General features: G+C 52.4%; 13 protein-coding genes. 1 reads left to right on the forward strand and 12 read right to left on the reverse strand.

Annotation, left to right across the window (positions count from 1 at the left end; all coding sequences use genetic code 11):
• Positions 1–102 precede the first annotated feature (102 nt).
• The 4 genes from FHS27_RS22930 to FHS27_RS22945 all read right to left on the reverse strand — a co-directional run bounded on the left by FHS27_RS22930 (position 103) and on the right by FHS27_RS22945 (position 4043).
• Positions 103–363, reverse strand: coding sequence for a hypothetical protein (locus FHS27_RS22930; protein WP_184307387.1), 261 nt, complete (start codon positions 361–363; stop codon positions 103–105).
• A gap of 48 nt (positions 364–411) precedes the next feature.
• Positions 412–1338 carry a replication-relaxation family protein gene (locus FHS27_RS22935; protein WP_184307389.1) on the reverse strand — a complete coding sequence of 309 codons (927 nt, stop codon included), beginning with the start codon at positions 1336–1338 and terminating at the stop codon, positions 412–414.
• 373 nt (positions 1339–1711) lie between these two features.
• Positions 1712–2617 carry a DUF5677 domain-containing protein gene (locus FHS27_RS22940; protein ID WP_184307390.1) on the reverse strand — a complete coding sequence of 302 codons (906 nt, stop codon included), beginning with the start codon at positions 2615–2617 and terminating at the stop codon, positions 1712–1714.
• Between the two features lie 115 nt (positions 2618–2732).
• Positions 2733–4043, reverse strand: a complete 1311-nt coding sequence (locus FHS27_RS22945; protein ID WP_184307392.1) for a hypothetical protein — start codon at positions 4041–4043, stop codon at positions 2733–2735.
• Positions 4044–4662: 619 nt separating this feature from the next.
• On the opposite strand from FHS27_RS22945, the gene FHS27_RS22950 reads away from it, so the two are divergent.
• Positions 4663–5052: a hypothetical protein gene (locus FHS27_RS22950; protein ID WP_184307394.1), complete on the forward strand. Its 390-nt coding sequence runs from the start codon at positions 4663–4665 to the stop codon at positions 5050–5052.
• Positions 5053–5235: 183 nt separating this feature from the next.
• Here FHS27_RS22950 and FHS27_RS22955 read toward each other — a convergent pair whose 3' ends face one another.
• From FHS27_RS22955 to FHS27_RS22985, 8 genes are all read right to left on the reverse strand, one after another.
• A complete protein-coding gene (locus FHS27_RS22955; protein ID WP_184307396.1) occupies positions 5236–5448 on the reverse strand; it encodes a hypothetical protein in 213 nt (70 codons plus the stop codon).
• Between the two features lie 172 nt (positions 5449–5620).
• Positions 5621–7549 (reverse strand): type IV secretory system conjugative DNA transfer family protein, encoded by a 1929-nt coding sequence (locus FHS27_RS22960; protein WP_221225321.1) that lies wholly within the window; start codon positions 7547–7549, stop codon positions 5621–5623.
• 41 nt (positions 7550–7590) lie between these two features.
• Positions 7591–8811: a hypothetical protein gene (locus FHS27_RS22965; protein WP_184307400.1), complete on the reverse strand. Its 1221-nt coding sequence runs from the start codon at positions 8809–8811 to the stop codon at positions 7591–7593.
• Positions 8812–8958: 147 nt separating this feature from the next.
• Positions 8959–9207 carry a helix-turn-helix transcriptional regulator gene (locus FHS27_RS31710; protein ID WP_390854318.1) on the reverse strand — a complete coding sequence of 83 codons (249 nt, stop codon included), beginning with the start codon at positions 9205–9207 and terminating at the stop codon, positions 8959–8961.
• A gap of 128 nt (positions 9208–9335) precedes the next feature.
• Positions 9336–10748, reverse strand: a complete 1413-nt coding sequence (locus FHS27_RS22970) for a hypothetical protein (RefSeq protein ID WP_221225322.1) — start codon at positions 10746–10748, stop codon at positions 9336–9338.
• A gap of 935 nt (positions 10749–11683) precedes the next feature.
• On the reverse strand, positions 11684–11839 hold the full coding sequence (locus tag FHS27_RS22975; protein WP_184307404.1) for a hypothetical protein: 156 nt from the start codon (positions 11837–11839) through the stop codon (positions 11684–11686).
• 453 nt (positions 11840–12292) lie between these two features.
• The gene (locus FHS27_RS22980) at positions 12293–13336 is read right to left on the reverse strand and encodes an alpha/beta hydrolase family protein (RefSeq protein WP_184307406.1); all 1044 of its coding nucleotides are present in this window, start codon (positions 13334–13336) and stop codon (positions 12293–12295) included.
• 28 nt (positions 13337–13364) lie between these two features.
• The gene (locus FHS27_RS22985; protein WP_184307408.1) at positions 13365–13886 is read right to left on the reverse strand and encodes a MarR family winged helix-turn-helix transcriptional regulator; all 522 of its coding nucleotides are present in this window, start codon (positions 13884–13886) and stop codon (positions 13365–13367) included.
• Positions 13887–14286: the final 400 nt, after the last annotated feature.

The raw sequence follows: 14286 nt of genomic DNA on the forward strand, positions 1-14286 counted from the left end.
GGAAGGGACATCGAATGATGTCGCAGAGCGGTGTCGCCCAGCTCCCCAGCACAAGGCAAGGGATTGAGAGCTGTCAGGGCAGCCCTCGTGATTTGGTCGCATCTACTCTTCAGCAGACACTTCGGACTCGCGTTTCAAAATCTCTCGCCACGCTGCTGAAACGACCTCCACTAACATCGGCAAGTCATCACGCGAAAACGTGTTCGTGGTTTTGAACGACTTTCCTTCCTTGTAAGTACGTTGGATCGTCGTTTTGAAAAACGCCTGTCCTTTTTCCGTTTTGTTCTCAAACACACTGGCCGAGATCCCGCGAAGCCGGAATTTTTTCACGGGTTGATTGTTTTCGTTGGACTCTTTGGTCATAGGAAATGGGGGAATGAAAATTGTGTCCACACACGTAGGCCGAAGCCGTCACATAGTCCCTGAACTCTGTAACGGAGATTCGGCGGTCGGTGCGTGGTTCGTTGGGACACTCGCCTTAACTAGCGGCACCAAATCATCATGGTGGCAGCAGCGAAATAGGGGACTCGTCAACATGTTTTCGGCCGTCAGTGTTTCGAATGATCCGAAGCGATAGACCTTCAACGCAGGATCGTCAGCATTCTTTTTGGCGAAGGCATCGCGGAGTTGGCGAGCGCGTTTTTCGGTCGGCGCGAAGAACAAGACGTAAAAGTGATCGAGGGTTGTTTCTGAAAAATGCTTGCGGTGATATTTTGATGCCAACAATTTTTTGTATCCCGGCGTTTTTCTTGCAGCCACCCGATCGTGAAAGTAGGTGTTGCGGTCGTATTCGACATACATCACCGCTTTGTGCCCCTGCGATTCCAAAACAAATGCGGAATCAGGTGCACAAACCAATTTGCTCGGCGTGCTGAATTGCGTCAGTAGCTTGAACCGAAGTTTTCGGTCGAGTTCGTCGCTATTGATGAACTCATCTTCGTTGACCCATCGGACAAGTGAAATTTCAGGCTGCGTTTTCAATGCCTCGTCGAGCATGATGTGTGTGTCACTGACACCGATATAGTGAAACAAATGCTGAGGCTGTGACGGTTCCACAGGCTTTGTCAGAAACGAATAATCATCAAAGTGAGCCGCCAGTAATTCTCGGCCTGCCTTGGTCAGGTGGTACGTGGGACTTGCGGCACCATCACGCGCGTTGACGACGAGCATCTGACGTTTTCGTAGCAACCCTTCGTGACTCATCTTGGTCAAACGGCGACGCGTTACCCGTCCGGTAGAGTCGTCAGAGAAGCAGATCGCGCGGAGCTGCCGAGAAGTGAGCAAGAAATAGCGTGCAAGAAACGCTAAGGCGTCGATGTCGCGTGGTTGAAGTTGCATCGTGCGAACGTCCCGTCGGAATGAAAACTGACTCTGTCGTTAGAATACGACCAGTATAAGAGAGAAAAGCAACGGAACGTTGCTTTTCAGGGAGTCAGTCTCCGAAGAGACTCGATTCAGCCAGTGAAAAAGCCGGGAACACCGAAAAAACGGTGTCACTTGGCCAGTTCGCCTCGCCGCTGAAATGAACTGAGTTGAAACTCAGCCAAATCGAGCTGAAGTTAAAACTATGCCATCGCCACCCAAAAAGCAACCCCTTCGTCGCGATCACCAGGACGGGGGTCGGTGTGATCCAATTCCGGCGTCGGCCACCGGTGCGCAATAGGAAGCAATGAGGTATTCGCCAACATCACTAGTTACATTTGCCTGTCCGCTAGGAATTATCACATACGTGAATTAATTCGTGGTAGCGGTCACGGATCCCTTCCAACGCTGTCAGATTGAGACCAAACGCCTTGCCAATATCGGAAAGCAAAATCAGCAGCACGCCAAACGCCATCTGCATGTGCGTAGGAAGTTTTTCGATTCGATGCCTAGCGGTACCAATCATGAATGAAACAGAATCCCTGCCGTCTTCTGAGTCGTGATCCAACGATGCTAGCCCATCAGAAGCGTGGACGTCCATGCTCTGCAGTGCGTACATTTCAACGTACATTGAGAGTACACCGCAGCTTTCCGCTAAGTCGCGTACACTCAAACCAGAATAAGTTTTCGGATGCGTCTTGAGGACCTCCATCCATTCGGGGCCGATAATTTGTTCGATTTCTGAAACCCCGTCTAGAATCGTTTGTTTTGATTCGCTGTCCATGCCTAATTGGTCGGCCATCAATGCCATCTTTATGTTCGGCATCGTCGAATAGAGCCAGCTTCGGAATTCTACTTCGGAAACGCCGTCTGGTATCGTCGGCTGGTTGCGCAGCCTTCCTCGGAGCTGGCCACTTCGTTCCTCAACAGGAATAGATTCATAAAGAACAAACCGAGCCGCCAATGTACCCTCGAACAGAACTCGCGTCAGCACATCAACGTTCTCGATAAAACCGTACTCAGCCATGTGTGCTATCGAGCGATATCGCCGCAACTCCCTTGCCAGGATTCCCCCTGCAGCGGCTTTGACGATCGGGGTATCGTCGAAACGATTTGATTTTGAAAGCTGATCAAGCAGATCAAGTCCCGAGCTGAGCAACTCCGCCGCGAAATTAAAGTGTTCGGGATATTCGCTCACGATCTCTGCGGCGTTATCCTTTTCATGTGGAAGGCTTGGAAGCTGGCGGTCATTCATATCGGGGGTTTCCAAAAAATATTTAGGCTAAGAACTCCGACACCAATATTGACTTGCGGGTTCGGCCGCACAGATAATCGTTGCCAATACTCATTGGCCGTCCTCGGTGATTGCGTTATGCCACTAGGTCTACCAACTTGTTGTGTTGGTTGTCTGCGTCCTGTGCATCGGGAGGAATCCGACTTTGCCGCAAATGGTCCGGTGGTGTCCCGATACAAATTGGTGACACCACGATTTGACGCCGCAACAAATGGCCATCGTTCGATCCCACGGCATTCCGACACTTCATTATCCTACCGAAACCGTTCCAAATCCCATGATCGGAGAAATGGATGAAAGAGGAGTCGGCAAACATGTATGTCGAATCTAGGATCATGCAGGTTTCCGTAACGGATTCTGTTTCGATTGCATCCACGACTTCGCGCCGCATTGTTGGCGGTGGCCCAATATACTCACCGTTGCCCGCAGTTAACTCACTTTGCGTCGGGATATCCTGGCCAATGAACTGACAGGAAAACCCGACCAGACTCCCAATTTTTTCTTCTGGTTCGATCGCGCGAACCTCAAACAAGTTGATGTCGAACATCGTTAGTTCGGGTGTGAGCTCGCAAAGACATTCTTCATAGAACGCCCTGTTTTCTGCCAGCTTGATCCAGTCCAGCGAATTCTTCGGATTACCCCAAAGCGTATTGTAATGTCCATCCTGTGCCGGGTACTGGTGCGGTATGTTCGGCAGGAACGATGGCTTGCCGCATTCTCGATACAGCGCATCGAGCCGATGCACGTTGACATAGTACATCCCTCGAAACTCGCTTACGCTCGTCCTCAAAAATGAATCAATGTTTCGGCACTTTTCTGTCCACTCTCGTTTATAAATGCGCACTTGATCTTCCGTGATGTTTCGTCGCATTGTTGACTTGGTGTGAACGTCTGGATGACACTCACCGCACAGCCCGACTGCATTGTCCTCAACGCTGTTGGAGTTATCCCCGTCGATGTGATGAATGTTCGCCACACGTCGATGGTCAGGGCAAATGCAGCACCGGTGATGGCAATCCGTTAGAACTTTGTCCACCACCTTCTTGGGCCACGGTCTTCTATTGCTCATTTCAATTTCCGAAGTGTCGGCGTTGTCATCTTTTGGCTGGATATCCGATACAGAGGTCGCGTCAACCGCTTCTTCTTTTTTGAGAAATGCTGGCGGACTTCTCATTTCAAAAACAGCCTGCATTTGATTTGCTAGACTACCGGCTTCCAGATCGCTCATTTCACCGATCTTCTCGAATGTTAGTCCTTCTTGGATGTCCTCAAGGCTGAGAACGTGGAGGATGCATTTCCCCCATAGGATTGCCCTCCGTCGCATATCATCTTCTTGTTGCGCGCGGTCGAGTAAAGTTTCCAATTCCTCATCGTCGTATTCTTCCACGTTGGCCTCGCTCTCTACAAACTTCAGCAACCGCTAATTTGTTGTCCAGAATTGTAATTTCGTTCGCAAAACCTGAACAGCATGACGTCCCGTGCGTCGGGGGTCCGCTTAACGCTCCGGTGGCCGACGCCGGTGTTCCGGTTTCATCGACCGGAGACGTTGACTGGGAATTGGTGGATTTGAAGATCTATCAATAATTGATCGTCGAAAGGCACTCGTCTTTCAGCAGCATGCCGGAGTGGGGGACGGCTCGGGATGGTCGGCCTCGAAGGCCGGCGATTCCGATAGGGTGCAGGGGCGCAGCGGGCCGGATCGATCGGTCAACTTGCCATCCGATCGAGACGGGCAGCACAGCCCTTGCCCCAAGGGGTTAGCGTAGCGTCAGGCATCCGCGAAGTATTGAGCGGGGTTGACTGGAACGCCTTGGGGCAAGGGGTTGCGGAGCAAGCCCGCTGCACCCTAAATGCTGCTGAATATGGGACTTACGTTAACTCGCCGATTGACCTAATCTGGACACGCGATGGACACCCCAACGGACACCGTGTGACAATCTCTATTGACAGTTCTTCGAAGCTGTTAGTAACCAATACGAAAGTTCAAACCGTACTGAGGGGAAGATATGTCTACACTGGTCGCCTTGTTGGCTCTGCTTGTCGCTTTCGTAACACTTGGCATACAACTCGTTGACCGTTCGACTTTTGAGGACGATTCAATGATGCGAACCTATGAGTTTAACCAAGCAAAAAGGCAGTTAGCCAAGTCACTCGTTCACTTAGGTGCGATAGGAATGTTCGCATTCGTAGTCTTTACGTGGTCCTGGTTCGTGTACGTTCGGCTTGAACGCATAGAAGAAATGCCAATTTGGCTAAACGCTCTAGATGCTCTTGCTGGCATCGGCATCGTTGCAACTATCTTCGACATATCTTGGCGACTCTACGCCCTCGGCGTGACGTTGCGTGAGTCGAATCAAATGACGATCACGCAGTTTATCCAAACAATGCGGGGCTAGAAAAACATTCCCCAACCAAAAGAGTGAAGAGCAGCGGAAAGCTGCCCTTCATTGAGAACGTCTCTTGCGAGACGCGATTAAGTTAGTGAAAACGCGAGGAACACCACGAAGGTGTCGCATGCGAGTTCGCCCAACCGCCAACGATTTGCTTGACACGGCAAGCTCTCGTCAGGCATTCTGTTCTCACCCTCCGATCGCCAACGTTATGTTGCCGATCAAAATCAGACCGAAGCCCGCGATCAACGAAACTTCGAGTCCGAGTCCAGGCAAATGAGCCTGCTTACCGGTAGCACCGCGAGCAGATCTCTTTGCCAAACGCCAGTACGCACGAAGCGGCCAGCAAACAATACAGCCGATCAAGAAACCGGCCAGACTCATCCTTGAAATGTTTTCCATAGGACAAAGGGGGAAATGTCAAAAACAGCATTTCTGCTGCATGCGAAATGGCAGACTGGTTTGCCGTGTTCAAGACCAAACTAACAGCTCGCCCATTCATTAGAACGTCGCGGAATGACGAATGCAACGAGATTTCCCACGGATCGTCCCAGGCCGGCGCTAACCATCGCAGTCACAGCTCGAAAGGACCAGACATTGAAGAGTCGAGCGGCTCATCGCTTGCGTTGCGAAATCGCAATGTGTAATCAGCCAGCATTTCAGTTTCCTCTGAACGGTCAAAGAAGTATCCGTGAGTTTCGTAAATGAATTCCTTAAAAATCTTGATCGCGTGGGCTTTTTCCTCGGCTGAATCGCCCCGAAGGCTAAACGGATCGATGACGTCGGCAATCCGCACAAAGGACGCCAACCCTAATGGATCCACAGCAAGAAAGCAGTGCTGCGGTGGCAGACGTTGAAATGCATTTGTCAACTCGCTTACTTGCCAATCGAGTGATCGAGTCAAGCTTCCTGTTCGCTGCTCGACGAGTTCGTACTTCGCAATTGGAGAAACACTTAACGTTACGCTGCTTGATCGAGACTTTCCTTCAGATGAACTTTTAGTTGTATTGGTACCGGTGCTGTTGACCGTAGACCGTTGGGAAGTCGTTCCTCCGGTGGTCCCCCGATTGACACTTTCGACTGCACTAGTTCCGTCGCCGAATGTTGACGACGGATTACCGTCGCCCCCTGGAATGTGCGTTGACTGACTGACGTTGGAACCTACGGAGGAGCCGGAACCTTCACTCCATCCATACGAGGTTCCTTCAGTATAGCCCGTCGATGTCCCGATTGATGCCCCTTCGGATGTGCCATGAGATTCAGTTTCTCCGGCGCTGCGGCCAAAACTTGGCGTCACGATGAAATCGTATCCGGCATGTCGCTGAACTTCGTGAATAAGCGGAGTGAAGTCTAGTAAACGATAAGCCAACGACTCCGCGAGCTCTTCCGCAATCGGCTTGTATTTCTGCTGAAACGTGATGCGAATGTCGCACTGACCGAGAACTGTTTCGGTCAGATCAATCTCACCATGCTTGAGATTGTCCAATGACTGCATCGCAAGTCCAAGTGTGAATCGATACTTGCCAGACTCCTTGAGCAAGTGCATCAGGTCTTCTCCGATGTAGTTTTGCGCCTCATCGATCATCAAATAGAAGCGTCTTCGCTCTTCCCGGCGAATGGACATTACCGCATCAGTAAGCTCTCGAATGATCAATCCGCCAACGATTCGTCCCTCGGACTGGTGAAAACGCCTCGTCTTCCCCAACGCAGCAAGAATGATTCCGCCAGAGGCAACGATCTTTCGAAAATCAATTCTTTCGGCACGGGGATTGAAGATATTTCTAAGGATTGGGCTAACGACACGTTGGATGCGATTGATTGTTGACTCCACCCAACCTTCTCGACGAATCGGATCTTTCACTGACTTAAGCAATCGCAATCGATTGAGGACATCAATTCCTTGCGAATGGGTGTCCAGACGCCCTTCTACGATTCGAAATACACTAGTGAACCGCTCGTCGGAAGGATCGAGAAGTATCAACGCCTCGGCCAAGCCCAGATGCTTATCAGTTGATTCATCTCTGATTCCAATCGCGTACAAAACTGCACCAATCCATCGCTGCAGTCGTACCTGTTTACTGGCCTCAGCCTCCGTTTCACCCAATCCTCGGGTGATGATCGCAGAGAGATCCAAACACTTTGCGTACAGCCATTCGTAGTAACCCTGCCGTGTCATCGAGATTGGATCATTAGGATCAGGTTCGTAGTGAAACGGATCATATGCAAAGAGTTTCTCGTGCGGATTGATGTAGTGAATGTTCTTGGCCCGATAACCAAGTTCATTCTTGCTGTAAGCCAAATACGCGAATAGATCGTCAGCGGTGTCGCTATGCGGATCGATAAAAGCAAAGCCTCGCTCCTGATCAATCAGCTGGCGACCAATTAGCTCAAACAACTTACTCTTGCCTCGCCGCGTTCCGCCAAAAATGGCCATGTGCGTGTGCAGCAAAGCTTCTTCAATCTGAATTCGTGGTGAATTGGGAATGGCTTCCCCTGAGAACAAGCGCGTAAGTGTTCCTAATTTCAGAACTTTGGAAGAATACACTAAGCTCTGGTCTCCTGAGTTGGCGGTTCAGTTCTAATAACGCCGCTGAAATTTTCTAAATTCGCTAGCCAATCATCGTCCGGCTCCGGAAGATCGATTTCGGGATGGCTCTCCAAATAGCGGCGAAAGGTCTTTTGAATCGCGGCATTGAGTTCGTCCTCTGAAGTGGGGACGTGGTGATGCATGGCTTTTTGGTGGACGTCGTTTGAGATCTCTTGGAGACGACGTTCGCGCTCGCGCTTTGCCTCCAGCCTCAATTTGTTGACATTAAAATTCTCCGTGTACTGCACATGGATCTCTTTCTGAATGGTAGCGATCTTTTGGTCGAACTCGCTTTCAAGTTCGTCACGGTGTTGCTCATATTGTTCTTCGAGTTGTCTCTGATACTCCAACCTGCGACTTTCATACTCTGAATTTCGAGCTGCAAGTTGCTCATTGGCTTCGACTCGCATTTCTTGGCGAACTCGATCAAGAGCGGTCGCAAATGCTAGCATCGGTCGCTTAAGTCGCGCTCGGCCCAAGAACTCGGGGAAAGAAGTACGGGCATCCCATGAAAAGCCAAGAGCGTCTGTAGCTTCTACTTGCTTCATGTAGAAAAGACGTTGCTGATTCTTGATCAGCGGTTCGCAATATGATCGAAGCCTTGGTAATTCAGCTTCAAGATGTCTTCTGCACTCCTTTAAATTGACCGTCATGGTCTCTTCGTCCGGAATCTCTCCCTGGCGATACCTGCAAACTATCGGAAGAACCAAATCGACAGGGGCTGAGCAGATGCATGCCACCGTCTCCCAGTGCTTCAACTCAGTTGCCAGTTTGGTGGCGACGCGAGTTTCGCGAACAAGCTGTGAATCTTCTTCAATTTTGGAAGGGTCAGCGTAACGTAACCAGTCAAGCTCGATCGGAAGATCCATCTGATCTGCCGGTGAGACGGAAGACGAGTAGCTGGAAATCGCTTCAAGTACGTAGGAAATCGAGCTGGAAGCAGGTTCAATCAGCGAACCTATCGGCACACCTTTATCTTGCGACTCAAAACGGTCCTTGAGGTTATTCGCCCGCGTTTTTTCCTTGTCTGCCCGCGTCTTTTCTTCCTCCGATTTACGTTGATCTGACATCGAGTGAAAGATCAAAAACACAACGCCGATGGCGAAAATTCCGAAGAGCAGTGGACCAACTACACCGTCGTTAGCCGCTAGTAGACAATAGCTTGCAAGTAGTCTCACCGAACTTGTCTCCCTTGGGACAGTTGTTACGGATCAGCAGTGCCAATTGAGCAGCGCGGCTTTTGTCACCCTTGCTCGAGAGTTCAATCGGGCGTCCAACGAAAGCCGAGAACACCGGTAGCCCGGCGTCAAAGAGTGGTTGTTGGTTCATGACCGCCCCCGCTTGTTAGCGTTGCGGACATTAGGACAGCCGTCCAATTCCCATTGCTCGATAAGAGCAATCGGCCAGCGACACAAATTCCCAAGTTTGATCGGTCGCGGGATTCTGCCTGCGTCAGCCATTCGCCGGACGTGTCGTGTTGAACACCTCCAGCGTTCTGAAAGATCATCGACGCTAAGCATCGACCGCCCGCGACCGTCAGCGATCGCATCGGCGTTTGCCAATTGATTTCTCATCCTTCACCCGTGTTTCGAGGACATCGCAGACCCACGAAATGTGAGCCTGTCACGGGCAATCATTGGGAGACAAGCAGCGAGTGTCTTTTGGGGTTCTTTCGATTTCCGATAGAACCCCCATGAACTACCTAAGCTTTTTTTGCATGCGAATAGCGGTTCTTGTAGAGCGGGGTCAATTCGGGGACGTAATACGCAGCAAGCCTCGATTGCACGTTTCGCCGAAACGTTCCAATCGCATCGACGCCCCATCTTCCATGCGAATCAGTGGCGTTGTGTTTCGCAGCTTTTCTAACTTCGCTTACTTGTTTCGACGTCATGTTAAGCAAGCGTGCAAAGTCGCCGGACATGATCCAATCAGCGGATCCATCAAATGCCGGCGGTGCGTTAGGAATGCCCTTGTCACCTGCCGGATTCACAACTTCGGAGGTTGTTTCGTCAGTTGCCAGCTTCGGCGGGAGCGTAACATATTCGGCTGTGTAGCTGGCTTTTCCCAAGTTCGGCTCCGTGGCTGATTGCGTCATTCCTTTGAAATGCAGGAACGGAACGTAAGCCTGCATCACCCGTGATTTTTCATCGGCGATTCGTTGTTGCAGTCTCGCATGTTTCTCCTCGTCGTATGGGCAAGACTTCGCATGTTGAATGCAACGAACATTCTCCGCATGGTGAGGGTTGCAAGCGTCGCCAAATCGCAGGCAATGCTGCATCTGTTTTGCCCAATGAGCCATGCTAAACGCCAGCCTATTCATGGGGGCCCGAACATCGACGTTGGAAGTGCCAAGCAAAGCAACCGGTGGCAGTTCGGATAGGTCCTTTCGAGCGAATTCGAGCAATCCCGACAACGGTGCGAACGCCGGCAGGAATTCGCTACGTTGCCGTTCTAACGTTCGCTGCAATTCTCGCAGGGAATCACTTGAATCGTCCAACTCTTTCCGAAATTGTGCAATCGCTCGCACTTTCAGTTCTTGGTTTTGCTCGGCGTTGCCTGTCTCCGGGTAAGTCACCAGCATCGTGATTTGGCGATATTGAAATAACGAGATCTGAAGCATCGTTGCAGCAAGTTCACCCGCAGCCATATAGGCCGCGTCGATATTGCTGGGGGTGGCCGTTGGGCTGTCAGCATTCGTTACGCGATCCCTGAATTCAGGTGTCGTTCGTCGTTTCTCGGCTTGGTCCTCTTTTGGGCCTACCCCGAAAGTGCCCTTCGGTTCGATGGTAGAGGAAAGCGTTCGCTTCACGTAGCGAATCGAACGCTGCAAGTAGTCTTTGACAACCGGTAGATTGATCTCGCTCAGGGCGATGGAGTACTCGCTAGCGATCTGGTTCTGGGCGATGCCTCCCATTGTGCCGGGACGGTCTGGGAATCGGGGGTCCCATACCTTGAATTTAATCACGTCCGCGTTGTCGGTCTTAGTTAGCTCTAACATTCGCGGAAGCGAAAGTTCGTTTCTAAGCCGATTGACTTCGCTACCAAGTTGCAAGATATCATCGACACCATTGAGGTCGAAAACCGGTAGCGTCAGCCTCTCTATTCGCAGTGTCAATTCTGTAAGACATTCGACCAATTGATCTAGCTTATCTCGGTCCACTTCTCGGCTCCTACCCATAGTGACGGGCGGGCCCTACCGTCGCCGCTGGGTAGGTAGCGGCTACGGTAGGGCACAACGGCGGAAGCGATCCGCCTACCCTTGAATGTCGTCGCCGGTCGAGCGACAACAGAAAAACGGGCGACCAAACCCGCGGTCCGAATTTTGACAATTTCGGGGTTTGTCGTCACCCCTCATAATCCCCCCAGCGTTTGACCGCTTCCCGGTTGTCGAATAGGTGGGGGTGGGGTGGTGCCAAATCACACCACGTCTATGCGAAAACCGCCGGGTGCGGGGGAATGAACCCGCAAAGCGAATCGCCGGAAGGACCCAAGTAGCCGGCCCCCGGTCCTGTGAATCCGAATCGGACGGACTCTCTCTCAGCCGTGCGGGGCTGGGAATGGCATAGGACGCCAACAACCAGCCGGGAGGACCCAAGAGGGGAGTGTGCACAGGTTCCCCCTGGCCCCCACAAGCAATTGCGTGTGTAGCGTCCCCCTCCCCGCCACAAGCAAACGCCGGACGGTGTTGAACAACCACCGGGACCTAATTTACCGCACCCGCGATCGAGCAGGCAAAGGGAACCTAATAAGCCTTCCCCCGCCCCACTGTGCAAAAATCATTTTGCTGCATACGCGGCGTGAAACGGGCAGTAATAGGTCGTGATCATGCCATTTCAGAGAATTTCATAGTGGGGGGGGCACACAAAGCGAAGCGAAGTCATTTTTGCAGGTTCGTAATCAGAGACACGTCGCGGAGGCATTACCCGCGATACGTGATCCAATCGGAAGGACCCACCCCAGTCAAATTTGCGTAGGTCGAAGTCTGTCCAATTTGAATCGTGACGCGATGGTTCTTACTGGCATCGAAAGCAGGCCACTGCGAAGTAGTAACTACTCGGTTCGGGCGACCGCTTCGGCTTGCCGTTCCAACGCGGCGAGCAACCGACCAGCGGCATCGGTGCCAAGCGTTTCCGCAATCGCATCGAGCAACACCGAAGCGGCCGACCGTTCGCCTGATTCCGTGATCTGGTGCAAGCATTGGTGCAAGCGTTCGGCGATTTCGTGAGAATCCCCAATTTCACGGGGTTCTGGGCCTTTAAATTCGCCGTCCGCATTGGTTGAGGGCCTAGTGGGAGTTAATCCCGTGGAGGTTCGAGTCCTCTCGGCCGCATTCGATAAACCCCGTGATCCACGGGGTTTTTTCGTGCGCCGACGGAATCTCGATTCCACTGCGACGTCGCTTGAACGGCCACCAACGCCCCCTGGTTTACCACGCTTGCCTGAATACGCCGCAAACAGCGGCCCAAACATTCACAGGCCGGCAAACATCAGCAAGCCATCCATCGCAGCAGCAGTGTCAATACTCAGCCGGAGCCCTGACGATGATGTCAAATTCCACCGGCACTCAACCAACCAAACCAAACCGTTCAGCCAACCATCCTGCTACCTTACGACTTCTCAATACGTTCTCTGCTATCTGATTTCGGGATTGGCAAACTGCTAGTTGGCCTGCGTTTTAGATAGCGATTCGACGAACTGTAGGGTGCTGGCGACGACGCGATCGACGGTCGATGTTTGCGTGTGATTGCCCCAGTAAAATCCGTGTTGCTCACCGGGATATATGATGACTCGGAGATCTTTGCCCGCGGCGGTGATCGCGGGAAAGAGGATTTCATTGTTCATCTTTTTGAGCGGATGAGTGTCACCGTGGTGAATCAAAATGGGACACCGGATTGCGTCGATCTTCTGTTCGGTCTGCTGGCGTTGGATGTCAGTATAGTAGTGCAGCGGGCGTTTCATGCAGTCTTCCCTCACTGAAACATCATGCATCATTCCAGCGTAAAGGATGGACGCTGGCTCACCGGCCACCACGGCAAACGGCGCAGCTTCGCGGGAACTCGCGAGGTCCAACACGATGCTTCCGCCACCACTGCCTCCGAAGACAATCACGCGGTCCGCATCGACTTCAGGAAGCTCCTTCACCGCGCGAACGATGGCGATTGCGTCAAGAATGGGACCGCGAGAAAGCGGCTCGCGGCCATAGGTGCGAAACGTCGCTGAGACCGCAACGTAACCCGCCACCAAAAATCGTGTGTGCGTCGGATTGGAACGAGCGTCCTCTTGCAGCATTCGGGGCGTTCGTTTTCCAAGACCACCGTGGAAAAAGACGAAGGTCGGCAAAGGTCGATCGGCACTGCGGGGTACCCGGTAAGCCACTTCCGTGCGGACTCCATCAGCCGCCGTGACGGTAAGCGTTTTGACTGGACTGTCTTCCTCCGACACACGAACCGGCGGTACGGTCGCTCTCTCCCGGGATCCGTCACCATCGGTGCTGCGATCGCCCGTTCGTTCTCCTGTTCCCGCACTTCGCTGCTTAATGGCGCGGCTGAGGTATTCGGCTTCGTTAGCGGTTAAAACCACGCCGCGTTTTTGTTTTTGTCGCAGAACACGTGCGCGGTCCCAGTCGATTTCATCCGCCCAACAGGTCGTCAGCAGACTGACGCTAATAACACATACGAGCAACAAACAGGAGCGTGGCTTCATGATGAATCTCCAAAGGATTGAAAGCGAATCAGGACTTGTTTTCTTTTGCAGAGGGCGCGTTGTCGTTTCCGAGCGACGCGAGTTCTCGATTGATGTTCTCTGTCGCTCGGATCAATAGGTCCGCAAAGGCTTCGCGTTCGGACGTCGAGAACTCTCGACAAATCACAGACTCCATGTGCTCGGCAAGCGAAAAACAATCCGGCATGAGCGCCCGCGCTTCGGGAGTGAGTGACATCCGAATCGCGCGGCCGTCGGAAGGATCTGGACGCGTCGTTACCAGCCCCAACTTACGAACTCGCTTCACCAACCCCGTCATGGTCGATCGCGCCAATCCCAGTCGAGTGGCGATTTCAGATGCGGTCTGATCGTCTTGACGAAACAGGGCGAACAGGAGATTACCGATCCCCGGCTGGAGCTTATCGTCGAGTTGACGCAGTTTCAGATGACGCGCGAGCATTCCGAGGTACGAGTAGTAGGCTCGCCCGAGAAACAAGCTGATCTGGTTGTCTTCTGTCGGCGCGACCGTCGCGGATGGCAGTTCAAAACCCATGTCATATCACTCGAACAAGGTAGTACGGTACCGAACAACATAATTCGGTACCGTACCATTGTCAAGATTTTGATTGTGCAAGCCACGAATCGCACTGTCGATTTTCCATGAAAGCCAGACCCGGGAGGTAGTTGCTGACCGGAACGCTTCCTCTGTCAACGAGTCCGTAGCTGCCGTGTGGCATGGATCGGAAATGGGCGGCGATCGTTCTGCCGCGTTGCTTCGAGGAGGAATCAGTTCGCTTGCCTAAACGATTTAGTCGATGCGATGCAAAACGACTGCTCGCGGAAACGCCCTAACCGATCTGAGCAGACGAACGCTCAACAATTCCTCCTCGCGTTGAGAACCCGCAACCCGCCATCGACAGCCCGCCGTGTTCGCGGAACTCTGCATTGCTGCG

The organism is Aporhodopirellula rubra (genome assembly GCF_014192335.1).
GTDB lineage: Bacteria > Planctomycetota > Planctomycetia > Pirellulales > Pirellulaceae > Rhodopirellula > Rhodopirellula rubra.

What these genes read in the sequence shown, in the direction of transcription:
- FHS27_RS22930 (WP_184307387.1), bottom strand. Translation starts at nt 363, where the DNA reads ATGACCAAAGAGTCCAACGAAAACAATCAACCCGTGAAAAAATTCCGG.
- FHS27_RS22935 (WP_184307389.1), bottom strand. Translation starts at nt 1,338, where the DNA reads ATGCAACTTCAACCACGCGACATCGACGCCTTAGCGTTTCTTGCACGC.
- FHS27_RS22940 (WP_184307390.1), bottom strand. Translation starts at nt 2,617, where the DNA reads ATGAATGACCGCCAGCTTCCAAGCCTTCCACATGAAAAGGATAACGCC.
- FHS27_RS22950 (WP_184307394.1), top strand. Translation starts at nt 4,663, where the DNA reads ATGTCTACACTGGTCGCCTTGTTGGCTCTGCTTGTCGCTTTCGTAACA.
- FHS27_RS22955 (WP_184307396.1), bottom strand. Translation starts at nt 5,448, where the DNA reads ATGGAAAACATTTCAAGGATGAGTCTGGCCGGTTTCTTGATCGGCTGT.
- FHS27_RS31710 (WP_390854318.1), bottom strand. Translation starts at nt 9,207, where the DNA reads ATGAGAAATCAATTGGCAAACGCCGATGCGATCGCTGACGGTCGCGGG.
- FHS27_RS22980 (WP_184307406.1), bottom strand. Translation starts at nt 13,336, where the DNA reads ATGAAGCCACGCTCCTGTTTGTTGCTCGTATGTGTTATTAGCGTCAGT.
- FHS27_RS22985 (WP_184307408.1), bottom strand. Translation starts at nt 13,886, where the DNA reads ATGGGTTTTGAACTGCCATCCGCGACGGTCGCGCCGACAGAAGACAAC.